This is a genomic window from Marinobacter oulmenensis, assembly GCF_014201735.1.
Taxonomy (GTDB): Bacteria; Pseudomonadota; Gammaproteobacteria; order Pseudomonadales; family Oleiphilaceae; genus Marinobacter; species Marinobacter oulmenensis.
In genome coordinates, this window is record NZ_JACHFE010000005.1 from 294,167 (window position 1) to 319,507 (window position 25,341).

Annotated in this window: 22 protein-coding genes and 1 pseudogene; 17 read left to right on the top strand and 6 right to left on the bottom strand. The window is 62.6% G+C overall.

The features are described 5' to 3' along the window. Positions 1-11: 11 nt before the first annotated feature. Positions 12-215 carry a twin transmembrane helix small protein gene (locus HNR38_RS11490; protein ID WP_183704181.1) on the bottom strand — a complete coding sequence of 68 codons (204 nt, stop codon included), beginning with the start codon at positions 213-215 and terminating at the stop codon, positions 12-14. 67 nt (positions 216-282) lie between these two features. Here HNR38_RS11490 and HNR38_RS11495 point away from each other — a divergent pair, with 67 nt between their 5' ends. The 7 genes from HNR38_RS11495 (at position 283) to hrpB (ending at position 8,216) form a co-directional block, all read left to right on the top strand. Then, positions 283-1,002 (top strand): SURF1 family protein, encoded by a 720-nt coding sequence (locus tag HNR38_RS11495; RefSeq protein ID WP_183704184.1) that lies wholly within the window; start codon positions 283-285, stop codon positions 1,000-1,002. Then, positions 983-1,624 carry a hypothetical protein gene (locus tag HNR38_RS11500; RefSeq protein WP_183704186.1) on the top strand — a complete coding sequence of 214 codons (642 nt, stop codon included), beginning with the start codon at positions 983-985 and terminating at the stop codon, positions 1,622-1,624. Before HNR38_RS11495 ends, HNR38_RS11500 begins: the two co-directional genes overlap by 20 nt. A gap of 1 nt (position 1,625) precedes the next feature. After that, complete coding sequence (locus HNR38_RS11505) at positions 1,626-2,720, top strand: COX15/CtaA family protein (RefSeq protein ID WP_246362641.1); 1,095 nt, start codon at positions 1,626-1,628, stop codon at positions 2,718-2,720. Next, positions 2,717-3,625: a heme o synthase gene (gene cyoE / locus HNR38_RS11510; RefSeq protein WP_183704189.1), complete on the top strand. Its 909-nt coding sequence runs from the start codon at positions 2,717-2,719 to the stop codon at positions 3,623-3,625. The genes HNR38_RS11505 and cyoE overlap by 4 nt, the downstream gene beginning before the upstream one ends. Positions 3,626-3,765: 140 nt before the next feature. After that, entirely contained in the window at positions 3,766-4,431 is a 666-nt protein-coding gene (locus HNR38_RS11515) for an SCO family protein (protein ID WP_183704356.1), read from the top strand. Positions 4,432-4,524: 93 nt separating this feature from the next. Continuing rightward, on the top strand, positions 4,525-5,715 hold the full coding sequence (locus HNR38_RS11520; protein ID WP_183704192.1) for a YbfB/YjiJ family MFS transporter: 1,191 nt from the start codon (positions 4,525-4,527) through the stop codon (positions 5,713-5,715). A 23-nt stretch (positions 5,716-5,738) separates the two neighbouring features. Next, positions 5,739-8,216, top strand: a complete 2,478-nt coding sequence (gene hrpB / locus HNR38_RS11525) for an ATP-dependent helicase HrpB (RefSeq protein WP_183704195.1) — start codon at positions 5,739-5,741, stop codon at positions 8,214-8,216. On the opposite strand, the gene HNR38_RS11530 is transcribed toward hrpB, so the two are convergent. Next, complete coding sequence (locus HNR38_RS11530) at positions 8,170-9,015, bottom strand: eIF2B alpha/beta/delta subunit family protein (protein ID WP_183704198.1); 846 nt, start codon at positions 9,013-9,015, stop codon at positions 8,170-8,172. The genes hrpB and HNR38_RS11530 overlap by 47 nt on opposite strands. Before the next feature lie 41 nt (positions 9,016-9,056). On the opposite strand from HNR38_RS11530, the pseudogene HNR38_RS11535 reads away from it, so the two are divergent. Both HNR38_RS11535 and HNR38_RS11540 read left to right on the top strand, forming a co-directional pair. Next, positions 9,057-9,227 (top strand): annotated as a pseudogene (locus HNR38_RS11535) (type III PLP-dependent enzyme); the annotation flags it as partial. Between the two features lie 83 nt (positions 9,228-9,310). Then, a complete protein-coding gene (locus HNR38_RS11540) occupies positions 9,311-10,102 on the top strand; it encodes an alpha/beta fold hydrolase (RefSeq protein WP_183704201.1) in 792 nt (263 codons plus the stop codon). Here HNR38_RS11540 and HNR38_RS11545 read toward each other — a convergent pair whose 3' ends face one another. From HNR38_RS11545 to HNR38_RS11560, 4 genes are read right to left on the bottom strand one after another with little or no spacing between them, the layout of a single operon-like run. Beyond that, on the bottom strand, positions 10,103-11,293 hold the full coding sequence (locus HNR38_RS11545; RefSeq protein ID WP_183704204.1) for an MFS transporter: 1,191 nt from the start codon (positions 11,291-11,293) through the stop codon (positions 10,103-10,105). It lies immediately after the preceding gene. Positions 11,294-11,303: 10 nt separating this feature from the next. Next, positions 11,304-11,693 (bottom strand): ectoine synthase, encoded by a 390-nt coding sequence (locus HNR38_RS11550; protein WP_183704207.1) that lies wholly within the window; start codon positions 11,691-11,693, stop codon positions 11,304-11,306. A 50-nt stretch (positions 11,694-11,743) separates the two neighbouring features. Beyond that, on the bottom strand, positions 11,744-13,174 hold the full coding sequence (locus HNR38_RS11555; protein ID WP_183704210.1) for a GTPase/DUF3482 domain-containing protein: 1,431 nt from the start codon (positions 13,172-13,174) through the stop codon (positions 11,744-11,746). After that, entirely contained in the window at positions 13,171-14,556 is a 1,386-nt protein-coding gene (locus HNR38_RS11560) for a DUF2868 domain-containing protein (RefSeq protein ID WP_183704213.1), read from the bottom strand. The genes HNR38_RS11555 and HNR38_RS11560 overlap by 4 nt, the downstream gene beginning before the upstream one ends. A gap of 79 nt (positions 14,557-14,635) precedes the next feature. Between HNR38_RS11560 and HNR38_RS11565 the strand changes: the two genes are divergently transcribed. The 8 genes from HNR38_RS11565 to HNR38_RS11600 all read left to right on the top strand — a co-directional run bounded on the left by HNR38_RS11565 (position 14,636) and on the right by HNR38_RS11600 (position 25,336). Beyond that, on the top strand, positions 14,636-14,998 hold the full coding sequence (locus HNR38_RS11565) for a DUF6164 family protein (RefSeq protein WP_183704216.1): 363 nt from the start codon (positions 14,636-14,638) through the stop codon (positions 14,996-14,998). A 24-nt stretch (positions 14,999-15,022) separates the two neighbouring features. Then, a complete protein-coding gene (locus tag HNR38_RS11570) occupies positions 15,023-16,435 on the top strand; it encodes a sigma-54 interaction domain-containing protein (protein ID WP_183704219.1) in 1,413 nt (470 codons plus the stop codon). Positions 16,436-16,776: 341 nt separating this feature from the next. Continuing rightward, positions 16,777-17,829, top strand: a complete 1,053-nt coding sequence (locus HNR38_RS11575; protein WP_183704222.1) for a TRAP transporter substrate-binding protein — start codon at positions 16,777-16,779, stop codon at positions 17,827-17,829. A gap of 111 nt (positions 17,830-17,940) precedes the next feature. Then, the gene (locus HNR38_RS11580) at positions 17,941-18,579 is read left to right on the top strand and encodes a TRAP transporter small permease subunit (RefSeq protein WP_183704225.1); all 639 of its coding nucleotides are present in this window, start codon (positions 17,941-17,943) and stop codon (positions 18,577-18,579) included. Continuing rightward, positions 18,579-19,943: a TRAP transporter large permease gene (locus HNR38_RS11585; RefSeq protein ID WP_183704228.1), complete on the top strand. Its 1,365-nt coding sequence runs from the start codon at positions 18,579-18,581 to the stop codon at positions 19,941-19,943. The genes HNR38_RS11580 and HNR38_RS11585 overlap by 1 nt, the downstream gene beginning before the upstream one ends. 12 nt (positions 19,944-19,955) lie before the next feature. Beyond that, a complete protein-coding gene (locus HNR38_RS11590; RefSeq protein ID WP_183704231.1) occupies positions 19,956-20,735 on the top strand; it encodes a 3-hydroxybutyrate dehydrogenase in 780 nt (259 codons plus the stop codon). A gap of 17 nt (positions 20,736-20,752) precedes the next feature. Beyond that, positions 20,753-22,744, top strand: a complete 1,992-nt coding sequence (locus tag HNR38_RS11595; protein WP_183704235.1) for an acetoacetate--CoA ligase — start codon at positions 20,753-20,755, stop codon at positions 22,742-22,744. Between the two features lie 351 nt (positions 22,745-23,095). Then, positions 23,096-25,336, top strand: a complete 2,241-nt coding sequence (locus HNR38_RS11600) for an NADP-dependent isocitrate dehydrogenase (protein ID WP_183704238.1) — start codon at positions 23,096-23,098, stop codon at positions 25,334-25,336. Positions 25,337-25,341 lie beyond the last annotated feature (5 nt).

Sequence of the window (25,341 nt, forward strand, 5' to 3'; positions counted from 1 at the left end):
GGCGGAACCCGTCAGGGGGTGGGATTGAGCGACAGGTCGCCGGTCCAGAGCGCAACCAGTATCAGCACCAGGAGCAGTACGCTCAGGCCCACCCGGACAGCGAGGGAGTTGACTACCCGGCGGGTCTTGCCGCCATCCTTCACCAGGAAGAACAGACCGCTGAAAAGACTTATGACCACGGCCAGCAGTAACAGCACGATGATGATTTTCAGCATGTCAGGCCCCGTTGCCGGTTGTCGGATTGATGCACCCACTATAGCAAAGCTGGCACGGGCCTGATTGATGGCGGGGTACTGGCGGTTTGACTGGCGGCTGCTGCTGTTTTCGGGACTGCTGTTTCCATTGCTGGTCGGACTGGGTATCTGGCAGCTCGGTCGGGCGCATGAGAAAGAGGCCCTGTTGGCGGCCTGGAAGGAACCGGCCAACGACTGGCCCTGGGCTGAGGTGGCCAACAATCCGTGGAAAGTGGGGCAGCCGGTGACTGTGACCGGCCGATACGTTGGGCCCTCCTGGCTGCTGGACAATCGAACCCGGGATGGCCGGGCCGGTTACGAGGTGCTGACGCTGTTCCAGCCGGAGTCTGGCCCGGTGGTACTGATTAATCGGGGCTGGCTGGCGGCACCCAGAAGCCGGGACCAGCTGCCCGGGTTTTCGACACCGCAGGGCCGATTGACCCTCAGCGGCAGGCTTGATGATTATCCAGAGCCTCCGGTGCTGGCGCAGACGCCCGCCCCGGAGAGTGGCTGGCCCCGCCGGGTACAGGCGCTGCCCAGAAAAGCGGTGGCCCGGCAGGTTGCCGCCCCGGCCCCGATGGCCGTACAACTGGCAGACAGCGAGCAGCCGGGCGCGTTCCGGGCGGACCGCCAGCCTGACATCATGGGCCCGGGCACACACTATGGCTATGCTGCTCAATGGTTTGCGATGGCCGTGGCGCTGACTACATTGACGGTAGTGGCAAGTTACCGAAGAACAGGAGCCGATAATGACAATGATAACGGCTGATTCCGTGTCTGGATCTGACGGACCCACCCCGGCCCAGGTGCGCCGGGGCCGGCGCACCGCATTGCTGCTGTTCGCCGTGGGTTTCGGCCCGATGATTCTGGCCACGGTGATGTACTACACCGGCTGGCTCAATCCCGCCGGGCATACCAACGAAGGGGTGCTGATCAAGCCGGTGGTGCCGGTCCAGGAACTTCACCTGATGGGCGCCGACGGCCAGCCCCTGGCTGATCGCTTCGGCCCCGGCGCCGCGGATCCCCAATGGCAGATGATCGTGGTGGCTGGTGCCTGTGGTGAGGGGTGTGAGCAACTGCTGTTCCGTACCCGCCAGGTGAACATCGCGCTGGGCAAGAATGCCCCGAGGGTCTCCCGTGCGGCCTACCTGGAGTCTGTGCCAGCGACGCTGGAAAGCCGGTGGGGTAGCGACTATGGCCGGATGGAGCGCCTCCAGCCGTTGCCGGAAACCCGCCCCGCCTGGCCCGAGGGCGTCGGACCGGAGCAGGCGCCCGGCATCCTGGTGGTGGACCCCATGGGCAATGTCATGATGCGTTACGACAGCCGTCATACCGGCAAACAGATGCTGGAGGATCTCAAGCATCTGCTGAAACTTTCCCAGGTGGGGTGAAATGCAGCACGACGGGGACGAGCAGCGAATCAATCGCCTGATGGCCCGATGGGCCACGCTGGCCTGCGGGCTGGCGGTGGTGGTGATCATGCTCGGTGCCTGGACCCGCCTTGTTCACGCGGGGCTGGGCTGCCCCGACTGGCCGGGCTGCTACGGGTTTCTCACCGTACCCGGTGACGAGGCCCGGATTGCCATTGCCAACGCACGCTTCCCGGAATCCCCGGTGGACGTAGCCAAAGGCTGGCCGGAGATGATCCATCGCTACGCCGCCGGCACCCTGGGGTTGCTGGTGTTTGGCCTGGCACTGACGGCGGTGCGTCATCGTCGCAAAGGGGTGCCGGTTCGCCTTCCTCTGTTCATCGCCGGGTTCGTGGTGCTGCAGGCGGCCTTCGGTATGTGGACGGTCACCCTGAAGCTCTGGCCCCAGGTGGTGGCCCTGCATCTGCTTGGCGGGTTCACCACTCTGACCCTGCTGGTATTGCTGACCTTGCGGTTGCGCAAGCGTGCCCGTGGCGAGTCATTACCGGCGGGGCCGTCGATGCTGTCGGGTTTCCGGCCCTGGTTGTACGGTGGGCTGCTACTGGTGGTGCTGCAAATTGCCCTGGGGGCCTGGACGGCGGCCAACTATGCGGCCGTGGCCTGTACCGATCTGCCCACCTGTCAGGGCCAGTGGTGGCCGGAGGACATGGATTTCCGGCACGGTTTCGATATTACCCAGCATGTGGGCCCCAATTATCTGGGCGGGCAGTTGAAGGCCGATGGGCGGGTGGCCATCCATGTGACCCACCGGGTCGGCGCCCTGGTGGTTCTGGGGTATCTCGGGACCTTGCTGTTGATGCTCTGGCGTCGCAGGGCTGATAACGGGCTGGAGCGGCCCATCCAGCTGGTTGCCCTGGCGCTGGCCGCGCAGGTGGCTCTGGGGCTGGCCAACGTTTTACTGCATATTCCGCTGCCGGTGGCGGTGGCCCACAACGCCATGGGCGCCGGGCTGCTGCTTTCGGTTGTGTATCTGGTCTGGCGTCATCACCAGCTGCTGGCGCCCCGGCCACTGGCGAACACTGACAGAACACCCATTCAACGGGAGGTAACGGCATGAGTGAACAAGCCAAAGCACTGGCGGTTCAGACTCCCCGGCGGGCCATTTCCTGGCATGATTTTCTGGAACTGACCAAGCCCAAGGTGGTGGCCCTGATGATCCTGACGTCGGTCATCGGCATGCTGCTGGCCGCGCCCGGAGTGCCCGGCTGGGATGTGCTGCTGTTCGGCAACCTGGGGATTGCCCTGCTGGCTGGCTCCGCTGCGGTGGTCAATCATGTGGTGGACCAGAAGATCGATACGGTGATGGCCCGGACCCGCCGCCGCCCGGTGGCCACAGGCCGGATTGCGGCCTTCGATGCCATTCTCTTCGCCACGGTGCTGGCCTGCGCCGGGATGGCGATCCTGATCACGCTGATCAATCCGCTGACGGCCTGGCTGACCCTGGCCTCACTGGTGGGCTATGCGGGCATCTACACCCTGTTTCTGAAGCGGGCCACACCCCAGAACATCACCATTGGCGGGCTGGCCGGTGCCATGCCGCCGCTGCTGGGCTGGACGGCGGTTACCGGTCAGGTTGAGGGGCATGCGCTGCTGCTGGTGCTGATCATCTTTGCCTGGACGCCGCCGCATTTCTGGGCGCTGGCGATCCATCGCAAGGAGGAGTACGCCAAGGCGGGAATTCCCATGCTGCCGGTGACTCATGGCAACCGTTACACCGAACTCCATATCTTGCTCTATACCCTGATGCTGCTGGCGGCGAGCCTGCTACCTTTTGTCACGGGCATGTCCGGCGGTATTTATCTGGTTGGCGCCACAGCCCTTGGCCTGCGCTTTCTGCAGTACGCTGTCCGGTTGTTGCGGGGCGATGACCGCCGGGTGGCGCTGAAGACCTTCAAGTATTCCATCACTTATCTCATGGCGCTGTTTGTGGTACTCCTTGTGGACCATTTTGTGTTCTTCTGAACCCCGAATAACGGGGTGCCGGGAGGCCATGGGTGATCTTTTCTTACGGAAAAAGCAACTCGCTTTGCTCAGACATCCTTTTTCCTCCAGAAAAGACCACCCATACCCTCCCTGGTTCATACAAGGATTCCGGAGTCATGATGAGTGGGTCTGTAAGGACAACGTTGATCGTTTTATTGCTGGTTGTCGCCAGCATTTTCTCGTTTGTGGTCTACCGCCAGATGAATCTGGTCAGTGCCGAGCCGGAACCGGCTCCGGACCTGGCGGAGTACAACGCCTATGTATACGATCAGGGACGGCCGCTGGCGGAGTTTTCCCTGACCGATGAAAACGGCGAGACCGTGACCCGGGAAGACCTCAAGGGCCGGTGGACCTTTGCCTTTGTCGGCTATACCAACTGCCCGGATATCTGCCCGGCCGCCATGGCCAACCTGCGCCGGATGGATGGCATGCTGCCGGCAGACCTGCCCCAGCCGGATTATCTGCTGATCAGCGCCGATCCGGAGCACGACACCCCCGAGAGGCTGCGGGATTACACCGGTTTCTTCGGTGACAACTTCCATGGCCTGACCGGCGACCTGGAGACCACCCGCGAGCTGGCCAAGAGCCTGAGCGCGGTATTCCAGCACCGTCAGGTGGATGACCAGTTGCTGGTTGATCACAGCGGCCATTTTGCGTTGCTCAATCCCCAGGCGCAGGTTCAGGCGCTGATCCAGCCGCCGCATAAACCGGAACAACTGGCCGAGGCCTATCGCCGTATCTACCAGTGGGCCCGGGCCAACCGTGAGCGGGCAACCGGCAGTTAGGGCGGGTTATTCCAAGGTCACACTGACTTATTCGTTAGCTTTGCATACACTGGCGCTGCTGATTCTCAATGCCAATAACAATCGGGCGGCGTCATGACCACTCAAGACTGTGTAACCCCACGACAACTGTTTACCGTTCTGCTTGCCGGCGGCCTGGTGCTGCTGGTGGTGCATACTCTGGGCCGGTTTATCTACACACCGCTGTTGCCCTACCTGGTGTCGGACGGGCAGCTCACGGCGCCCGAGGGCGCCGCCGTGGCCACCTGGAACTATCTGGGGTATCTGATGGGCGCGATGGTGGCCATCAAGTGGCACCGTATTGATCAGATCCGTTTCATGCTGCCCCTGTTCCTGGCCATCCACGTCATCACGACGCTGATGATGACCCAGACCGATAACCTGACCGTGATTTCGACCACCCGCTGGCTCAATGGCCTGGCCAATGGCGTGGTGTTTGTGCAGGCGCCGGCGTTGATTCTGGAGTGGCTGGTGGCGCGCAACCGGGCCTCGATGAGTGGTCTGGTCTATCTGGGTGTGGGGATAGGCCTGCTGGTTTCCAGCGGCCTGGTCTCGGGCACGGCAGACTGGCTTTCGGGTGCCGGGCGCTGGTGGCCGGCGGTTGTGCTATCCGTGCCGCTGGCCTGGTGGGGCGTGGCCCAGCTCCGCAAACTGGATATACCGGTTCGCCAGCAGGATGATGCCGGTGAACCGGTGGCCAACACACCTTTGGTGGACCGGGCCAGTGGCCCCCTGTTCCTGTCCTACGCGGGGGCCGGGCTGGGCTACATCCTGCCCATGACCTTTCTACCTCTGCTGGCGCAAATGGAACTGCCCGAGGGCCATGCCCTGGTGGATGGTACCTGGGTGGTAGCCGCGCTTTTCACCATCCCCTCTCCCTGGCTTTGGAACAAGCTGGGCGCGGTAATGGGGGATCTGCCGGCATTGCGGCTGAACTTTGCGATTCAGTTGCTGGGCGCCCTGGCGGCGGTCGTCTGGCCGGGCGCCATTGGTCTGGTACTCTGTGCCGCTCTGGTTGGCAGCACGTTTGTGGGCACGGTCCTTCTGACCCAGCGCATCGGTCGGGCCCTGCACCCGCACCAGGGGCCACGGCTTTCAGCGGCAACCGTGGCTCTTTACGGCTTTACCCAGATGGCTGGCCCCTGGCTGACCAAGCAATGGCTGGATAACGGCGGCACGCTGGTGTCGGCCTTCGGCATTGGCGTCGCGGCTCTGGCCTTTGGTCTGGTATTCACCTTCTTTGTGCCCCGGCCGGCCAGCGCCTAGATGATCCCTGATTGAGTCACCGCATGCTGCCCATCGATCAGATACTGCCAACACTTACCCGGACTCTGGAACAGGCCAGCACCGCCCTGTTGCAGGCGCCTCCGGGGGCGGGCAAGACCACCCGGGTGCCCCTGGCCCTGCTGTCGGCGCCCTGGCGTGAGGAGCGCCGGATTCTGATGCTGGAACCCCGGCGCCTGGCGGCCCGTTCCGCGGCCCGCTATATGGCCCGGCACTTGGGTGAAAAACCGGGGCAGACCGTCGGCTACCGCACCCGGCTGGACACCCGGGTGTCCAACGACACGCGAATTGAAGTGGTGACCGAGGGCATCCTCACCCGGCTGATCCAGAACGACCCGATGCTGGAGGACTACGCCGCCGTCATCTTTGATGAATTCCACGAACGGTCCCTGCAGGCGGACCTGGGGCTGGCGCTGGTCCGTGAGTCCCAGCAGGCTTTGCGCGAGGATCTGCGGGTGCTGGTCATGTCGGCCACCCTGGATACCGCCCCCATTGCCCGGATGCTGGGGGAGGTGCCGGTCATCAACAGTGAGGGCCGGGCCTTTCCGGTGGCGGTGCTCTACCGGCCGGCGCCCCGCAACGCCCGCCCGGTGGAGCAGGCGGCCTCGATAGTCCGTGAGGCACTGGCGGAGCAATCCGGTTCGGTGCTGGTGTTTCTGCCGGGTGCGGGTGAGATTCGCCGCCTGGAGCAGCAACTGAAAGGGCAACTGCCTTCCGATGTCGTCCTGGCGCCGCTGTATGGCAACCTCAAGTCCGCCGAGCAGGATCTGGCCATCGCACCGGCCGCCGAGGGCAGCCGCAAGGTGGTGCTGGCCACGGCGATTGCCGAGACCAGCCTGACCATTGAGGGCGTACGGGTGGTCATTGATGCCGGCCTTCAGCGCCGGGCGGTGTTTGATCCGAACAGTGGTATGACCCGGCTGGTGACCGGGCGTGTTTCCCGGGCGTCAGCAGAACAGCGTCGTGGTCGGGCTGGCCGCCTCGAGCCCGGGGTCTGCTACCGGCTCTGGAGCGAATCGGAGCAGTTCGGCCTGGCCGATCACACGCCGCCGGAAATCCAGCAGGCCGATCTTGCCCCGCTGGTGCTGGAGCTTGCCCAGTGGGGCGCCCGTTCACCCGGGCAACTGGCCTGGATTGACCCACCGCCGCCCGCCCACTGGCAACAGGCGGCAGGGCTGCTCAACTGGCTGGACATGCTCGATGGCGAAGGCGCAATCACCGGGCATGGCAAGGCCGCCCGGGAGCTTGGCCTGCACCCGCGGCTGGCACACATGGTGTTGCGTGGTCGTGACATCGGGTTTGGGCGCTTGGCTGCGGAATTGGCGGCATTGCTGGAAGAGCGGGATCTGCTGGGTCCCTCAGCCGGCGCGGATCTGCATGAACGGGTTCGACTGCTGCGTGCGCAGAGGCCCTCGGGTGCCGTGGATGCGGCCCGGCTGAAGGCCATTCGTCAGGCGGCCAGGCGTCTGTGCCCGGAGTCATCCAATGACGCTTCCTCGGTTTCTGAAGCCGAGGTCGGCCGGTTACTGGCCCTGGCTTATCCGGACCGGGTGGCCCGTCGACGGTCAGGTAACGCGCCCCGTTACCGGTTGAGCAACGGCCGGGGTGCGGCATTGCGGCCCGAAGACCCGCTGGCCAGGCACGACTGGCTGGTGGCGGCTGAGCTGGATGGCAAGGCCCGGGAAGCCACGATTTATCTGGCGGCGCCGGTGGATCTGGCCGACCTGGAACAGGACCTGGCAGAGCACATCACCGAACAGGAGGAAGCCAGCTGGGATGACCGGCGCGGCATGGTGGTGGCCCGTCAGGCCCGAAAGCTGGGGGATCTGGTGCTGTCCGAGCAGCCCCTTAAAACGGTGGACCCACAACGGCTTCAGCAGGGACTGCTGGATGCCGTTCGCCGAAAGGGGTTGGACCGCCTGCCCTGGAGCGAATCAGCCCGGCAATGGTGCGCCCGGGTACAGACCCTGGCGCGTGTCTGCCCCGGTGACTGGCCGGATGTCAGTGGCCCGGCCCTGCTGGATTCCCTGGAACAATGGCTGGCGCCTTTCCTGGCCGGCATCGAGCGCTGGTCCCAGTTACAGCGACTGGACCTGTTGATGGCGCTGCAGTCACTGCTGGACTATCCACAGCAACAGCAGCTGGAGGAACTGGCTCCCCGCAGGCTGACCATTCCCACGGGGCAGTCCGTGGCCCTGGACTACACGGCCGATAACGGGCCGGTGCTGCCGGCCAAGTTGCAGGCCCTGTTTGGCTGGAGCGAAACCCCCAGGATCGCGGGCGGCCGGCTGCCGGTGGTCATTCACCTGTTGTCTCCCGCCCAGCGACCACTGGCGGTGACCGCGGATCTGGCCAGTTTCTGGGTGAATGCCTACCCCGACGTTCGCAAGGACATGCGCGGGCGATACCCCAAACACCCCTGGCCCGAGGACCCGCTTACCGCCGAGCCCCGTCAGGGTACGAAAAAACGCCCTGCTCACTGACCCGTCCGGCAATCAGCCGCGTCGGTACCGGCTCGAAGTAGATGTTACGGGGCGTGATCCGCTGGCCCGCCGGCGCACCGAGTTCGTCGCCGGTCATCTCCTCCAGTTCCGTGTCCCGGAGCCCGGCATCGCTGTCCTTGAAACTGTCGGCCAGGACCCAGAATGGCCGGTTACGGTCCGCAGCGGCCAGTGCCAGCAGGTAGCTGCCGCTCTTGTTGATAAAGTGCCCGTCAGCCAGCCAGGTATCGCAGCCGCAGAGGATCAGGTCAGCCTGGTCCACGAACAGGCCCATCTGGGCATCGGTGATGAGCGTGACCGGCACGCCGAGCTGGTCCAGTTCCTCGCCCAGCGTAAAGCCCTCATTGCCGGGCGCACTCTGGGTGCAGATCACGGAAAACGGCTGGCCCTGTTGCGCCAGTCGCTGGAACAGGGCCAGCACCTGGGAGCTGCGGCTGTGCGTGAGTACCCGTGCACCGTCAGGAATCAGGGTGGTGGCATGCCCGGCCACCTGCCGGTTGGCGTTTTCCAGCTGTTCCCGCACCGAGCGGACCACGGCCTGTGCGCTCTCCCTGCTGTCCGCCAGTTGCTGCCGGCAACGGGTGACGGCATTGGCCAGAGGAACCATGCTGGGCCTGGCTTTCGCAAGGGACGAAAGCAACCGGTCCAACCGGGATCGGCTGATGTCCTGCCGGGCCATACGGGCCTCAACCAGGTTCAGCGCCCGGACGGCGAGCTGTGCCGCGCCCGAGCTGTGATCCTGTCGAATCGTCTCAATGATGTCTTGGTCTGGCTCATCCATTGTCGGTTTCTCCGTCAATCTCTGGTAACACCCTGAATACTACCTGCCAGGCGCGCACCGCTGACATTATGTATGAGGACCAAAAGTACCCCCTGCCGCTGAACCTGGCGATTGGAGATCGCATGTACTGGCTCTCCACCGGCGCCTATACCACTACCTACAGTGCAGTGGAGTTCAACGGTTTTCCTCCGCTGAAAGACTATTACCTCTGAACAGGCCCGCCTTTATGCCTATTGGGCGGTGACGGCGGGGTTGCTATGGTGTCTGCTCTGGATCCTGCCTATGAGGAAACGCCATGACAGAGGTAGCCATTGACGATAGCCGTATCCGAACGTCCCGGGGCGAGGTTTTTGCCCGTCGCTGGTCCCCGAAGTCGGCTGCCGGTGCACCCATCGTACTGCTGCATGACTCGCTGGGTTGCGTGGCCTTATGGCGGGATTTCCCGGAAGCCCTGGCCCGGAGCCTGGGCCGGGGTGTCATTGCCTATGACCGGCCGGGCTACGGCGAATCGACTCCCCATGAGGGGCGCCAGCAACCGAGTTTCATCGACGACGAGCCGGGCCAGGCGTTTGCCGCAGTACTCGACCATTTCGGGATTGGCGATTTTGTGGTTCTGGGGCACAGCGTTGGCGGGGGCATGGCCGCCGCCGTGGCCGCAGCCTTTCCGGAGCGCTGTCTTGGGCTGGTGACCGAGGCGGCCCAGGCCTATGTGGAGGAACGAACCCGACAGGGCATACGGGAAGCCGAGCAGGGCTTTGCCGATCCGGAGCAGATGGCCCGGCTGGCCCGCTACCATGGCGAAAAAGCCGACTGGGTGCTGCGCGCCTGGGTGGACACCTGGCATTCGAAGGCCTTTGATCACTGGAGCCTGGACGATACCCTGGTCCGGGTGTCCTGTCCGGTTCTGGCCATGCACGGGGATCAGGATGAATTCGGGTCCGCCGGTCAGCCCGAACGCATTGCCAGCCTCAGTGCCGGCCCGGCAGAGATTCGGATCCTGCCGGCCTGCGGCCACGTGCCGCACCGGGAACAGCCCGACGTTGTGCTCAGTGAGGTGGCCCGGTTTCTGGACCGCATCGGGGCCTGATCACTCGGACTGGCGGGTAAGGTCCAGGGTGAAAGCCAACGGCAGTACCAGCAGGCTGTAACCGATCATCACCATGACCGCATGGCGGATATCACCGGTGACATCCGCCAGGGCGCCACCGGCCATCGGGATCGAGAATGCCAGGGTGTACCCCACCAGAAACGTACCCGCCGACAGCCGGCCCGTTTCCTCGGAGCTGACCAGCAGCGGTGGCAGTGCCACCAGAAGAATCAGCAGGGTACCGGCGACCAGACTCATCAGGGTGGCACTGGCGATGGACCACCAGCCATCAAGCACCATAATCCCCACGGTTGCCAGAATGCTGAGTACGGCGGTCACGACGATCACACTGCGGCGGCCGACCCAGGCCCGGGCAAAACGGAGCGTCATCAGAGAGGCGAACACCTGGGCAATGTTGAACCAGAACAGGGCCTGTGGGAGCCGGTCGAACTGGCCCTGCTGCTCCAGCAGTTCACCCATGTAGGCATTCAGTCCGAAAAACAGGGACCCGGACAGCCCCAGCAGCAGCCCTATTTTGAGGGTCAGCGGGTTTTTCCAGTCTGGCAGCCATTCCGGTTTCCGGGCCGGCCTTGCCAGATCGCGGCGGGGCAGGAACAGGGCCACCGCTACGGCCAGGGCCGGCACTGACCAGGCCACCAAAGTGGCGCGCCAGCTGTTGTCCAGTAACGGCATCAGGACAGGCAGGGTAATCCCGGCGCCAATGAATTCCCCCATCAGCATGCCGTTCATGTAAATGGCAGAGCCCAGTGCCAGATGGCGGGTCTGAAGCCAGCGGGGCAAAAGGGCTGGCAGCGCCGGCTGCATCATCGCGACGCCGAGCCCCATGACGGCGCTCATCAGCATCAGGGTCAGTGTGTCCGGGGCCAGTCCACGGCCGGCAGATCCCAGAACGGTGACAATCAGGGCCAGTGCCAGGGTGTTGCGGGGGCCTACACGGGCAATCGCCAGGGAACCGGGCATGGCGCCGATGGCGAGCATCAGGATGGGCAGGGTGGTGAGTGCGCCGGTCAGGGTCTTTGACAGTGACAGGTCATCACTGATGAAGGGGGCCAGCGGTGGTGCCACCAGCACGGGAATTCTCAGGTAGACACCGGAGAGCCAAAGCAACACCGCCACCGGCAGCAGTTTCGCTGGCGGTGGCGGTGTGTGGTTGGCCTGTGGGGAACCCACGGGGCCTCGCTCAGTCTGTGTCGGGCAGGTACGCGCCGTCTTCGTCGTGGATTTCACGACCGGTAACCGGCGGGTTGAAGGCACAGATCAGACGCATGTCCTCGGTACCACCGTACAGGGTGTGCCGGTCATGATTGTCCAGCGCGTACAGAGTGCCGTCGGTGATTTCGTGAACCTCGCCAGTGGCCAGATCCTTGATGCTGCCGTTACCGGCCACGCAGTACACGGCTTCCAGGTGATGCTTGTACCAGAACGTGTGCTCGGAACCGGCCTTGATGATGGTCTCGTGGAAAGAGAAGCCCATGCCGTCCTTCTTCAGCAACAGGCGGCGACTGGTCCATTGCTTGTCGCTGACTTCACGCTCGGTACCGATAATGTCTTGCACTCGTACGATTTTCATGCGCATTCCTCATTGGGTGATGGAACAGCCTATCAGTATAAACACGCGGGTCAGCGACGATTCAACCGCCAGTTGTCGTACGCCGCCATCGCCTGTTCAATGGCCATTATGAATTTCTGACGTTGGGCGCCGTCCAGACCCTGGCGCCGCCGGCACCGGCTGAAGGCCCGCTGGATCTCCCGGCGACTGTGCCGGTCCAGGCCCTCCAGCCAGTGGTGGTCAGCGGAGTCCAGTTCCAGTGGCTCGCGCCCGGCATGATTGCGGGTGCTGATGCGCCACCAGTGATCCACGGCCCTGCCCAATACAACATAGCCGAACTGGCTGTCCTGTGCAGGTCCGAAACTGGCGGTTTTTATGCCGTTTTTCAGTGGGCCGATGTTCAGGGCGGCCAGCGCCAGCCGGTCACCGTAGAGGTAACTGCCGGCAGCACCCACCAGGCCGCCCAAGAGCGCACCGGTACCGAAAGAGGAGCCCAGGGTCAGAGCGTCAATGCCGGCACCGCTGACGGCGCCGGCGCCAAACCCGGCGGTGGCCAGGTAACCCCGGCTGACGGCCCAGGCTTTGCGGGTATCCTCCGAGAACAGGTCGCGGTCGCCCTGCCATTCCAGATCCTGTTCCCTGCGCTCCAGTCGCCAGTGCTGGTACAGGTGTTCAATGTCCGTTCTCAGGGCCTGCTCCCGTTGACGCTGGTGCTTGAACCAGCGGTCGCGGAGCTGGTTGGCCAGGCCCTGATCGCTGGTCCCGGCGGCCATTGCCGGCGTTAGCGTCCGGGTTTCGCGCCAGGTCATCATGTCTTCAATGGCGCCGGCAATCAGTCGGGCTGCCTGGTGGCGGCGGTTTTCCCGTTGCTGTTCCAGGTGATGGGTGGCTTTTGCCAGGGGGGCTTCCCAGCCTGGTTCAAGCTGACCGAAGGCTTTGAGAAGCCCGAGATGTTGTTCAAACGGGGCCCGAACAGCGTCGAACCGGCGGACAACCTGAAAGAACTGGCCCAGCGCCGCCTGCCAGGTGTCGCTGTGGTCGTCCGGCCCGATGCTGTTGATCAGAGCGAGGTTGGGCCTGCCGGTCCACCGGAGTATGGTCATCTCTGCTTCATGCTCATCGCTGTAGGGCACCGACCCGTCCACCACATAGATGATGCCGGCACCGTCGATAATGGGTTCGAGCAGTTCGCATTCATCGGTAAAACGGGAATCGTGCCGGTGTTCGTTCACGAAGGCTCTTACCGTCTGCGGCCGGTCCGAGGCCGATACGCTGTGAGCCCTGAGCCAGTCCAGCACCCGGCGGGGACGCTGGAACCCCGGTGTGTCCACCAGGGTATAAAGCACCTCGCCGTCCACGGTCAGGGGGTAATCCTGATGCTGATGGGTGGTGCCGGGCTCCAGGGCGATGGCAATGGCATCGTTCTGCGACAAGGTGGCAACGACACTGGATTTGCCCTTGTTGGGGTGTCCCACCACCGCAAACACGGGTGCTCTGCTCATGCGCTCTGCCTCCCCGGCGCCCCGCTGCCGAATGGCAGGGCAACGCTGATAAAGGTTTCGGGCTGGCATTCAGCGAATCTCAACCAGGGCTGGATCAGGTGGTCGGCGGGGCTGGATTCAGCATCCGTGGCCAGTGGCACGAGGGTGACATGGGTGTTGGCGGGCCACCGATGGCGCGCGGTTTCCAGAAAATCCTGAAGTTCGCCGGTCGGCGGCTCCCAGCTACGGGTAAAAAGAATGACCGCTGGCGCAGGTTGCCCGATCAGGTCTCGCCCGATGCTGTCTATCACGGCTTTATCCTCCGCCAGCGTGGCCCGACCGCCAGCCCGCAGGGCGTCCGCTTCGGCCTGTCCGGGCAGGGAGGGCTGCTCCGCACCGGCCCAGCAGATCCTTTGCGGCGTCTGGGGCACGGTGGATTGAGCGGTGTGCCTGCGTGGGGCTGGAGGCTCCGAGGCGTCGGTGTGGTCACTGCCGGTCTCCACTGTCGGGGTTGTCATGCGATCGCTCAATGCCTGCCAGCCGGGGTGGCTGGCCAGCAGCGCTGCAGCCCGGCGACGGACCAGCCAGTGGCTCAGTGCCAGCAGGCACAGTCTGGGAATCAGTACCCAGCTCAACCAGAGCATGACCACGAAAGGCCACCATTGGCCCCAGATGGCGGGTGGGGTATCCGGAGCCTCGGACGCTGCCCGGAAAAAGCGGGTGGCTTCCACCAGTGACTGGGAGGGAGCCGCGTCAGGCCAGAGCCAGGCCCAGGGGGTGGCGATGGCCCGGATCAGAGCGTGGTAACTGCCGGCGGCGGTGTCCAGGGTGGTGCTCCAGCCAAAGGCCAGGTCCTGCAGGATCACCATCAGCAACAGAGTGGTCAGTGCGGTGGCGGCGAATACGCTCCCGCCGGCCTGGGCGGATCGGGCCATCAACAGAGGCTGCAGGTTGGCCCGGGTTGCCGTAGCGGGTTCCAGCCGCAGGCGCCGGGTGAGCCAGTGCCAGGGTTGCCAGCCCATCATGGATTGCACCGTGGTGAATAGCGCCAGCAGTAACTGAAAGCCGACAAATGCCAGCATGACGGTGATGTTGATGCGCTGGCCGCCGTCATAGAACAGCAGGCCTGTCATGGCCAGCACGCCCAGCCCCCCTCCGGCCAGACAGAACCCGGTGGTGATCCGCTGCCAGCGCCGCAGGTCTTGGTCCGGCCCTTCCGGCGCGCTGCCAGACAGCCGGTGACGCTGTTGCAGCCACTGTTCGATGGTCGGGCTGATGCCTTTGTCCTGGCAGTCCAGCGCGAAGCGACGATCCCGGCGATGCAGGAAGCTGGCGGGCTGGTCCCTGTCGCGCCGGATGCAGTCGTCGAAATCCAGCAGCAGACGAAGGGGGTGTTGGCTCATGCGGGTCCGGGTTCCGATTCGGTCAAGGGGGTTTTGGTGCTAGCATATCCCCTATACCGATTGTGATACCAGAGAGACCATGCCCCATCACCTGATGAACCTGCGCCATGTGCCGGATGACGAGGCTGACGAGATCCGGGACCTGTTTGACGCCAACAACGTGGCCTATTATGAAACCCCGCCGAGCCGCTGGGGGATCAGCATGGGGGGCTTCTGGGTTCACGATGACGACGAGGCCGAAAGGGCCCGTGCCCTGCTGGACGATTACCAGCGGCAGCGTTTCGACCGTCACCGCCGGGAGTACGAAGACCGTATGGCCCGGGGTGAAGTGGGCGGCATCTGGCAGATGTTCCTGCGGCATCCGTTACGAACGCTGGCTGCCTGTGTGGCCATTGTGGTGATCATTGGCTTCAGCCTGATGCCTTTTCTGGGCATCGGCTGATTCCCGTTTTATAGGTTTGATTTCATGACCGATCTCTTTACCGGTAACAGCAAACCCGGCCTGACCCGGGAGTTGATCGAAGCGCTGCTGCCGATGTTCGAAGAGGCCAGCGCCGGTGCCATTGCGGTGGATCGCCAGTCCTACATCACCTGGATCAACAACAGCTATTCGCAGCTTCTGGGGTTGGGGAATCCCGAGCAGGTGATCGGCAAGCCCGTGCGCCAGGTGATTCCGCATACCCGCATGCCGGAAGTGGTGGAAACCGGCAAACCGCTGCTGCTCGATATCATGGAGCACAATCAGCAGCAGCTGGTGGTGACCCGAATGCCCTATTACGACGACCAGGGGGCCATTGAAGGGGCGGTGGCTTTTGTCCTTTACGATGATCTGCAACCACTGACGCCGCTGGTGTCGAAATACCGCCGTCTGCACCGGGACCTGGCAGCGGCGCGCAAGGCCCTGGCCCGCAAGGCCCGGGGCACCCGCTACAGCCTTGCCGATTTTGTCGGAGCCAGCCCGGAAGCCCTGGAAGTCAAGCGCCGGGCACGGCTGGCGGCCGGACGAGACATGCCCGTGCTGTTGCTTGGCGAGACCGGCACCGGCAAGGAGGTACTGGCCCAGGCCATCCACTCGGCCTCGGCGCGTGCGGAGAACCCGTTTGTCGGTGTCAACGTGGCGGCGGTGCCGGAAAACCTGCTGGAAGCGGAATTTTTCGGGGTGGCGCCGGGTGCCTACACCGGCGCCGACCGCCGAACCCGCGAAGGCAAGTTCCAGTTGGCCAATGGCGGCACCCTGTTCCTGGACGAAGTTGGTGATATGCCCCTGCCTTTGCAGGCAAAACTGCTTCGGGTGCTGCAGGAGGGCGAGATAGAGCCGCTGGGCTCGAACAAGGTTTCTCATGTGGATATCCGGCTGATCGCGGCCACCAGCCGGAACCTGGAGACCATGATCGCCGAGGGCAGCTTTCGTTCCGACCTGTATTACCGGCTGAATGTGGTGGAAATCGGTATCCCACCGCTACGCGAGCGGCTGGCGGACCTGGGGGTCCTGTGTGAAGCTCTGCTCGGGGAAATCTGCGAGGGGCAGGACCTGCGGGGAGAAATCACCGACGCCGGGGTAGCCGCCCTGGGCGGCTACGACTGGCCCGGCAACATCCGGGAATTACGCAATGTCCTGGAGCGGGCACTGACCATGAGCGAGGACGGTGATCTGCTGGATGCGGACGCCATTTTCAAGGTCCTGCCCCGTACCAGCGGTGCCACGGAGTCCCGGGCGCCGGTCCGGGCCGTGCGCCCGCTGGCCCAGATTGTCGCCGACGCCGAGGCGGAGGCCATTGAGGAGGCTCTGGTGGCCTGCCGTGGCAACCGCACCCGGGCCGCCCGGGCATTGGGTATTTCCCGCTCGGTTCTCTACGAAAAACTCTCCAGAATGTCCTGATTTCCGGACATGTGTCCAGTTTTCAGGACGATATCCTAATACTCACGTCTTGTTTTGTCTGGATTTTCGGACGGTTTTCTTTCGGTTTCCGTAAACGTAAACCTGTGGCTTAAATTTAAGGCGCTGATATATAAGAAAAAATACTTATTGGCACACAGTCTGCTGTAGATCCCGTGCAGGGCGTCAGAACAATGCCTAGAACAAGACTGACGTGATGTGTTGGACCCATACCGTGATTCTGTCCGTCTGTTCCTGCGTTGTCTGACCCGACTCAGACCAGGCCTCCAAGGTGGTGTGCAAGCCGCCAGGCCATGACAATAACAATGCGAGGAGACTTGCCAATGAAACTTCTGAAGGCTCTCACCGGTGTGGCCGGTGCGATTGCGCTTACCACAGGCTCCGCCTTTGCAGACGACCTGCGCTGGAAAATGCCTGTTGCCTTCTCAACCAACCTCCCTGGCCTCGGTTCTCCGGCCGCATGGGTGGCGGATAACCTCACCACCGCGTCTGATGGCAGCATCCAGGTTCGTGTTTACGAGCCGGGCAAGCTGGTGCCGCCGTTCGATATTCTGCAATCCGTTTCTGACGGCAAGATCGCTGCGGGTTACACCTGGATCGGCTATGACCAGGGCAAAGTGCCGGCGGTTCCCCTGTTTGCGGCCGTGCCTTTCGGTATGAAGCCGTGGCCCTACATTGGCTGGTACTACTACGGTGGCGGCCACGAAATGCTGCAGGAAGTCTACGCCAACAAAGGCTTTAACGTGCACGCCCAGCTGTGCGGCATCATCGGTCCTGAAACCGCCGGCTGGTACAAGGAAAGCATCAAGTCCCTGGAAGACTACAAGGGCATGAAGATCCGCTTCGCCGGCCTCGGCGGCAAGGTGCTCGAGAAGCTGGGCGCCTCAGTCACCATGATGCCGGGTGGCGAGCTGTACCAGGCCCTTGAGAAGGGCACCATCGATGGCACCGAGTTCTCCATGCCGGCCATCGACCAGTTGCTCGGTTTCGATCAGGTGGTCAAGTACAACCTGTTCCCGGGTTGGCACCAGCAGTTCACTGCCCAGTACATGCTGATCAACAAGGACGAATGGGCGAAGACCACCGAAGCCCAGAAAGCCCTGGTTGAAGCGTCCTGTACGGCTGCCACCACCCGCGGCCTGGCCGAAGGCGAGTACAAGAACGGCAAGGTCCTGGCCGGATTCCAGGATGAAGGCGTTCACGCCGAGCAGATCCCCCGCGACGTTCTGCTGGAACTCAAAGACGTGACCGATGAGGTGCTCAAGGAGGAAGCCTCCAAGGATGCCGACTTCAAGCGCGTCTATGAAAGCCAGCAGGAGTTCATGGAAACCTACAAGGTGTGGGACGAGCGCGCCTACCTGCCGGCGGACCTCTAACGCCGGCTAAGAGCTGAACACCGGATTCTGATCCGGTGTCCGGACCAACAGGATGGCCCTTCGGGGCCATCCGTGTTTTTCCACAAGGTTTTCTGAGTGAGGAACGCCATCATGACGGTGTCTGAACACGACGCACCGAAGGGCGGTTATACGCCCATTCCGGTCGCGGACGAATTTCTCCATCATCACACCGAACTGCCGACCACCCGGATCAGCCAGTGGCTGGATGCAGCCATGACGGCGATCGGCAAGGGTGCCTCCTGGCTCTGGCTGGTCGTGACCGGTGTCATTATCTATGCGGTGGTCAGCCGCTACGTCTTTGGCCAGGGGTCGGTCCTGCTTGAAGAGGTGCAGTGGCACCTGGCGGGGGCTGGCTGGCTGCTGGGCCTGGCGTACACCCTGGTGGTCGATGATCACGTGCGGGTGGATGTGTTGCATGAGCGGCTCTCGCTCCGGACTCAGGCGTGGATCGAGCTGTTTGGCCTGATGTGCCTGCTGATGCCGTTCCTGGCACTGGCCGTATACGAAATGGTGCCCTACGCCATCAGTTCCTGGGAGGTCGGTGAAACCAGCCAGGCGCCGGCTGGTCTGTCCCATCGCTGGGTCCTCAAGGCCGTGCTGGCACTGTCTTTTGCCATGATCCTGATTGCTGCCCTGTCGCGACTGCTGAAGGTCACAGCGCTGCTGTTCGGCTTTCCCAAACCCATCCGGATCATCACCGGCACTGAGAACAAAGAGGACGCATCCTGATGGAGCTTGAAGCGCTGTTTGTAATCGGCATGTTCCTGACCTTCGGCGTGCTGCTGATGACCGGCTATCCCGTCGCCTGGGTGCTGGGTGGCACGGCCGTCATCTGGACCCTGATCGGGGTTGTCGCTGTTGAGGATTTTGGTGCCAATCTGTGGTTTGACTACCCGTCCTCCATGGGACTGGTACCGGAACGTATCTGGGGGATCGTGGAGAGCGAAACCCTGGTTGCCCTGCCCATGTTTATCTTCATGGGGATCATGCTGGACCAGTCCGGTGTGGCTGAAAAGCTGATGAAGAGCATGGTGAAGCTGTTCGGCAATGTTCGTGGTGGCTTTGCGGTTACCGTGATTGTGATTGGTGTGCTGCTGGCCGCCACCACCGGCATTATTGGTGCCTCCGTGGTCCTTCTTGGCATGCTGTCCCTGCCGGTGATGATGGAGAACAAGTACGACAAGGGCTTTGCCGTGGGCACCGCCTGCGCCACGGGCACTCTGGGTATCCTGATTCCGCCATCCATCATGCTGGTGCTGATGGCCGACCGCCTGGCGGTGCCCGAAGCGTCCGTCGGTGACCTGTTCATGGGTGCCTTCCTGCCGGGCCTCCTGCTGGGTGCCATGTATGTGGCTTACGCCATGCTCCGCCCCCTGTTTCAGCCCAAGGTGGCGCCGGTTCCGGAAGGGATCGAGAAAATCACCTGGTCGGTGGTCTGGGACGTGGCCAAGGCGGTGTTGCCCACAGCTGCTCTGATTCTGGGCGTACTTGGTTCCATTTTTGCCGGGGTGGCGACACCCACTGAAGCATCCGGTGTCGGTGCCATGGGCGCCCTGTTGCTGGCGCTCATCTCTGGTCGGCTGAACCTGCAGGTGATGAACAGCTCTCTGCAGCAGACCACCCGTACCGCTGCTTTCATTTTCGCCATCTTCCTGGGCGCCACCGCCTTCTCGGTGGTCCTGCGGGGGCTCGGTGGTGACCAGGTTATCGAAGAGGCCCTGCTTGGCCTGCCATTCGGCCCCTATGGTGTGATCCTCACCATTCTGTTTGGTGTCTTTATCCTGGGCTTCTTCCTGGACTGGGTGGAAATCACCCTGATCATTCTGCCGCTGGTTGCACCGGTGGTGCAGCATCTGGGTTTCGATCTGGTGTGGTTCACCATCCTGTTCGCCATGTGCCTGCAGACGTCCTTCCTGACGCCGCCGGTTGGTTTTGCACTCTTTTATATCAAAGGGGTGGCGCCACCGGAGATCAAGGTCACCGACATCTATCGTGGGGTTATCCCTTTCATTCTTATCCAGCTGGTTGCCCTGGCGATTGTCTTCCTGGTTCCGGAAATCGCGACCTGGCTGCCCAGCGTGGCCTATGACTAAGGAGAAATTGTCATGCGTTTGCAAAACCGTGTTGCGCTGATTACCGGTGCGGGTCGCGGCATTGGCCGTGCCATCGCCGAGGCCTACGGCCGCGAGGGTGCGAAGGTGGCCGTGGCCGACCTGACCCTGGACGCCACCCGTGAGACCGTGGAAGCCATTGAGCAGGCCGGTGGCACTGCCATGGGTGTCGCCATGGACGTGACCGATGAAGAACAGGTTGACGTGGGCGTCAACTCTGTGGTCAAACAGTGGGGGCGCCTGGACGTGGCCCTCGCCAACGCGGGCATCCAGCATATTGACCCTGTGCACAAACTGGCTTACGCCGACTGGAGCAAGGTCATGCGGGTGCACCTGGACGGGGCCTTTCTGGTGACCCGGGCGGCACTCAAGCACATGTACGAGGGCGATGGCGGCACCATGCTGTACATGGGCTCGGTGCATTCACTGGAGGCCTCGCCGCTCAAGTCGCCTTACGTCGCCGCCAAACACGGCATGCTCGGCCTGTGCCGGGCTGTGGCGAAGGAAGGCGCGGAGTATGGCGTTCGCAGCAACATCATCTGTCCGGGCTTTGTGCGTACACCACTGGTGGACAAACAGATTCCGGAACAGGCCAGGGAGCTGGGCATTTCCGAAGAGGAAGTGATCAGCAAGGTGATGCTGAAAAATACCGTGGATGGGGAATTTACCACCCAGGAAGACGTGGCCGAGTTGGCCGTGCATCTGGCGGCGTTCCCCTCTGCCGCGCTGACCGGCCAGTCCATCGTGGTCAGTCACGGCTGGCATATGCAATAACATTTCAGGAGAGACGGATGAGTACAACAGAACAATCACCGGTAGTCTGGTCTCCTTCGGAAACCACCCTGAGGGACTCCCGTATGGGCCGCTTCAAGACCTGGCTGGAAGGCCAGGGCTTTGGCCCGTTTGCCGACTACCATGCCCTGTATCAGTGGTCGATCAGTGATCTTGAGACTTTCTGGCAGAAAGTCTGGGATTTCTGCGGCCTGGTCAGCGACACCCCGGCAGAACAGGTGCTCGGTAGCCGGGAGATGCCGGGGGCCGAGTGGTTCCCCGGCATGAAGCTGAACTTCGCTGCCAACCTGCTGCGTCTGGCAGACGGAGAGCATGCCGATGATGAGGCGGTGGTTGCTTACTGTGAAACCCGTCCGGTACTGCGTCGGACCTACGCCGAACTGAAAGCCGACGCCGGTGCCCTGGAAGCGTTCCTGCGCAGTCAGGGTGTCAGCAAGGGCGACCGCGTGGCCGGGGTGGTGACCAATGGCTATGAAGCGCTGGTCGGCATGCTGGCCGCGACCAGCATGGGCGCCATCTGGAGTTCCGCCTCGCCGGACTTCGGTGTCGGGGCGATCAATGACCGGTTTGGCCAGATTGAGCCTGCGGCCCTGGTGGTGGTGAACGGTTACGGCTATGGCGGCAAGGTGTTTGCTCGCCAGGCGGACTTCGCGCAACTGGTCAGCCAGCTGCCGTCCCTGAAAACCGTGGTCAGTGTCCAGCAGTTGCCGGATGAGGCACCGCTGGCTGGCGACCTGGTCACCACCTGGGAGGATGCCCTGGCCCAGGGTGAAGGCCAGTCGCCGTCCTTTGAGCCCATGGATCCGGACCATCCGGTGTACATCCTTTATTCGTCCGGCACCACCGGCAAGCCCAAGTGTATCGTCCACGGCACCGCCGGTCTGCTGGTCAACCATGCCAAGGAGCTGATGCTGCACGGGGATGTTGGCCCCGGTGACCGGTTCCTGTATTTCACCACCTGTGGCTGGATGATGTGGAACTGGCAGGCCTCGGCGCTGCTGACCGGCGCGGCGGTGATTACTGTCGATGGTTCTCCCGGCTATCCGGATCTCAACTTCCTCTGGGACACCGTGGCCATTGAGAAAGTGACGCACTTTGGCACCAGTGCCCGGTTCATCGCCGGCTGCCGCAAGGCGGAAATACAGCCGGCCAGAAATCTGGACCTGACTGCGCTTCGGGTCCTGTTTTCCACCGGTTCTCCGCTGCTGCCGGAGGATTACGACTGGATCTACAGCGAAGGGGCACCGGAGGTTCTGCTGGGCTCCATTGCTGGCGGTACCGATATCTGCGGCTGTTTCGTGGGGGCCTGCCCCTTGCTGCCGGTACGCCGGGGCGAAATCCAGTGCCGGTTCCTGGGTGTGGATGCCGTGGCCTATGGCGATGACGGCCAGCCGGTCAGTCAGGGCCGGGGCGAGCTGGTCTGCCGCCAGCCGCTGCCGTCCATGCCGGTCAGCTTCTGGGATGACCCGAACGACGAGCGTTACCGCGAGGCCTATTTCAGCACCTTCCCCGGTGTCTGGGCCCATGGCGACTTCATCGAGTTCACGGAACACGGTGGTGCGATCATCTATGGCCGTTCCGATGCCACGCTCAACCCGGGCGGGGTGCGTATCGGTACCGCTGAAATCTACCGGCAGGTGGAAACCGTCGCCGAGGTGAAGGACAGCCTGGTGGTAGGTCGCCAGACTGAGGGGGATGTGGAAGTCGTGCTGTTGGTGGTACCGGCCGACGGCCAGCACCTGACCGACGATCTCGCCAAGCAACTGCGGACCCGTATCCGTCAGGGCGCCAGTCCACGGCATGTACCGAAACACATTGTCGAGGTGCCGGACATTCCCTACACCCGCAGCGGCAAGAAGGTGGAGCTGGCGGTGGCCCGGCTGATCAACGGCTCCAGCAAGGCGGATAACCGGGATGCCCTGGGCAATCCGGAGGCGCTGGACCGTATTCGTGAGCAACTGGCAAACGTGGAACTGCTTCCCGCTGACTGACGGTCTTTTCCACCGGATTGTTGACAACCCGCTGTGATGATCTGCGTTTCAGGCGCCCTGACCCCCTGTGTTCCGGGCGCCTTTTTTATGGGGGCCGGGCCTGGCAGGGTTATAAAAGCGCGAATTTTAGAAAGTTTCGTAAAATCCGGCCTTTTCATCGTGCTGTCACGAAAGATCAGGCACTTTAAGTCCGTTCTTATACTAAGATCGTAACCAAAATTTGCCAGAAAATGGTATCTTAGTAGGTCTATCAAAAGTTTCTGAATCCGTCATGGTGCCGGCCTGCTCGTCCAAAAGACCCAGGGCCCGCCGATGACCGTCCCGAATCCACCCATTAGCCTGAGGACGAAAATGACAGCTCCCAAAGCCAAAATTGTCTACACACTGACGGATGAGGCACCTGCCCTCGCGACCCGTTCCCTGCTCCCGATTCTGGAAACCTTCGCCAAGCCAGCCGGCATCGACTTTGAAACCAGCGATATTTCCCTGGCGGCGCGCATCCTGGCCAACTTCCCGGACTACCTGGAAGACGATCAGCGGGTACCGGACGCTCTGGCTCAACTGGGTGAATTCACCAAGGATCCGGACGCCAACATCATCAAGCTGCCGAACATCAGTGCCTCTGTTCCCCAGCTGAACGCCGCGATCAAGGAGCTCAACGCCCAGGGTTACAAAGTGCCCGCGTACACCGAAGAGCCGAAGACCGACGAAGAGAAAGAAGTCAAAGCCCGTTACGCCAAGGTGCTGGGCAGTGCGGTTAACCCGGTTCTGCGTGAAGGCAACTCCGACCGTCGCGCTCCGGCCGCCGTCAAGGCCTTCGCCCGTAAGCACCCGCATTCCATGGGTGAGTGGAGCTCCGACTCCCAGACCCACGTGGCACACATGGAAGACGGCGACTTCTACTCCGCCGAGCAGTCCGTGACCCTGGAAAACGACACCACCGCGCAAATCGTTTTTGAAAATGCCAACGGCGAGAAGACCGTCCTGAAATCCGAGCTGCCGCTGCTGGCCGGTGAAGTGCTGGACAGCACCTTCATGAGCAAGAAAGCCCTGCTCAAGTTCTTCGATGAGCAGATTGAAGACTGCAAGAAGAACGACATCATGTTCTCCCTGCACCTGAAGGCCACCATGATGAAGGTGTCCGACCCGGTGATCTTCGGTTACGCCGTCAAGAGCTTCTACAAGGAGCTGTTCGACAAGTACGGCGACCTGTTCGAGGAAATCGGTGTCACCGCCAACAACGGTGTCTCTTCTGTGGAAGAGAAAATCCAGCAGCTGCCGGAAGACAAGCAGAACGACATCAAGCAGGACCTGGCCAAGATCTACAAGGACCGTCCTGAAATCGCCATGGTGGATTCCGACAACGGCATCACCAACCTGCACGTGCCGAGCGACGTGATCGTCGATGCCTCCATGCCGGCGATGATCCGCAGCTCCGGCAAGATGTGGGACAGCGAAGGCGGCATGCGTGACACCAAGGCCGTGTTGCCGGACCGTTCCTACGCCACCATCTACCAGGAAACCATCAACTTCTGTAAGAAGCACGGTGCGTTTGACCCGACCACCATGGGCACCGTTCCCAACGTCGGCCTGATGGCTCAGAAAGCCGAAGAGTACGGTTCTCACGACAAGACCTTTATCCTCAAGGAAGCCGGTACCGTACGCGTGATCGCTGACGACAAGGTGCTGATGGAGCACCAGGTTGAGGAAGGCGACATCTGGCGCGCCTGCCAGACCAAAGACATCCCGATCCGCGACTGGGTCAAGCTGGCGGTGAACCGTTCACGTTCCAGTGGCATGCCGGCCATCTTCTGGCTGGACAGCAACCGGGCCCACGATGCCGAGCTGATCAAGAAAGTCGAGGCCTACCTCAAAGAGCACGACACCGACGGTCTGGATATCCGTATCATGTCGCCGGTGGATGCCATCAATCACACCATGGAGCGCATGATCCGTGGTGAGGACACCATCTCCGTGACCGGTAACGTGCTGCGTGACTACCTGACGGACCTGTTCCCGATTCTGGAGCTGGGCACCAGTGCCAAGATGCTGTCCATCGTACCGCTGCTTAACGGTGGCGGCCTGTACGAAACCGGTGCCGGCGGTTCCGCGCCCAAGCACGTTCAGCAGCTGATCCGGGAAAACCACCTGCGTTGGGATTCCCTGGGTGAATTCCTGGCCGTGGCGGTTTCCCTGGAGGAGCTGGGCGAGAAACACGACAACGCCCGTGCCCGTCTGCTGGGTCAGACGCTGGACACCGCTGTGGGGCAACTGCTCGAGAATAACGAGTCGCCGTCCCGCAAGGTGGGGGAGCTGGATAACCGTGGTTCCCACTTCCACCTGGCCTGCCACTGGGCAGCTGCCCTGGCGGAGCAGGATGAGGACCAGGACCTGAAGGCATTCGCCAAGCGCTTCTCCGAGAAACTGGAAGCCCGCAAGGATCAGATCCTTGAAGAGCTGACGGTTATTCAGGGCAACGCCGCTGATATCGGTGGTTACTACCACGCTCCGGCAGACAAGGTGTGTGCCGTGATGCAGCCGAGCGAAACCCTGAACAGCATCCTGGCGGAGTTTGCTGAAGCGGCAGAATAACCGCC

Excerpts from the sequence above, each read along its gene's own strand:
- HNR38_RS11530 (WP_183704198.1), bottom strand. The coding sequence starts at position 9,015 with ATGGATGAGCCAGACCAAGACATCATTGAGACGATTCGACAGGATCAC.
- HNR38_RS11585 (WP_183704228.1), top strand. The coding sequence starts at position 18,579 with ATGGAGCTTGAAGCGCTGTTTGTAATCGGCATGTTCCTGACCTTCGGC.
- HNR38_RS11500 (WP_183704186.1), top strand. The coding sequence starts at position 983 with ATGACAATGATAACGGCTGATTCCGTGTCTGGATCTGACGGACCCACC.
- HNR38_RS11560 (WP_183704213.1), bottom strand. The coding sequence starts at position 14,556 with ATGAGCCAACACCCCCTTCGTCTGCTGCTGGATTTCGACGACTGCATC.
- HNR38_RS11590 (WP_183704231.1), top strand. The coding sequence starts at position 19,956 with ATGCGTTTGCAAAACCGTGTTGCGCTGATTACCGGTGCGGGTCGCGGC.
- HNR38_RS11505 (WP_246362641.1), top strand. The coding sequence starts at position 1,626 with ATGCAGCACGACGGGGACGAGCAGCGAATCAATCGCCTGATGGCCCGA.
- cyoE (WP_183704189.1), top strand. The coding sequence starts at position 2,717 with ATGAGTGAACAAGCCAAAGCACTGGCGGTTCAGACTCCCCGGCGGGCC.
- HNR38_RS11565 (WP_183704216.1), top strand. The coding sequence starts at position 14,636 with ATGCCCCATCACCTGATGAACCTGCGCCATGTGCCGGATGACGAGGCT.
- HNR38_RS11495 (WP_183704184.1), top strand. The coding sequence starts at position 283 with ATGGCGGGGTACTGGCGGTTTGACTGGCGGCTGCTGCTGTTTTCGGGA.
- HNR38_RS11490 (WP_183704181.1), bottom strand. The coding sequence starts at position 215 with ATGCTGAAAATCATCATCGTGCTGTTACTGCTGGCCGTGGTCATAAGT.
- HNR38_RS11550 (WP_183704207.1), bottom strand. The coding sequence starts at position 11,693 with ATGAAAATCGTACGAGTGCAAGACATTATCGGTACCGAGCGTGAAGTC.
- HNR38_RS11580 (WP_183704225.1), top strand. The coding sequence starts at position 17,941 with ATGACGGTGTCTGAACACGACGCACCGAAGGGCGGTTATACGCCCATT.
- HNR38_RS11570 (WP_183704219.1), top strand. The coding sequence starts at position 15,023 with ATGACCGATCTCTTTACCGGTAACAGCAAACCCGGCCTGACCCGGGAG.
- HNR38_RS11520 (WP_183704192.1), top strand. The coding sequence starts at position 4,525 with ATGACCACTCAAGACTGTGTAACCCCACGACAACTGTTTACCGTTCTG.
- HNR38_RS11555 (WP_183704210.1), bottom strand. The coding sequence starts at position 13,174 with ATGAGCAGAGCACCCGTGTTTGCGGTGGTGGGACACCCCAACAAGGGC.
- HNR38_RS11600 (WP_183704238.1), top strand. The coding sequence starts at position 23,096 with ATGACAGCTCCCAAAGCCAAAATTGTCTACACACTGACGGATGAGGCA.
- HNR38_RS11515 (WP_183704356.1), top strand. The coding sequence starts at position 3,766 with ATGAGTGGGTCTGTAAGGACAACGTTGATCGTTTTATTGCTGGTTGTC.
- hrpB (WP_183704195.1), top strand. The coding sequence starts at position 5,739 with ATGCTGCCCATCGATCAGATACTGCCAACACTTACCCGGACTCTGGAA.
- HNR38_RS11595 (WP_183704235.1), top strand. The coding sequence starts at position 20,753 with ATGAGTACAACAGAACAATCACCGGTAGTCTGGTCTCCTTCGGAAACC.
- HNR38_RS11575 (WP_183704222.1), top strand. The coding sequence starts at position 16,777 with ATGAAACTTCTGAAGGCTCTCACCGGTGTGGCCGGTGCGATTGCGCTT.
- HNR38_RS11540 (WP_183704201.1), top strand. The coding sequence starts at position 9,311 with ATGACAGAGGTAGCCATTGACGATAGCCGTATCCGAACGTCCCGGGGC.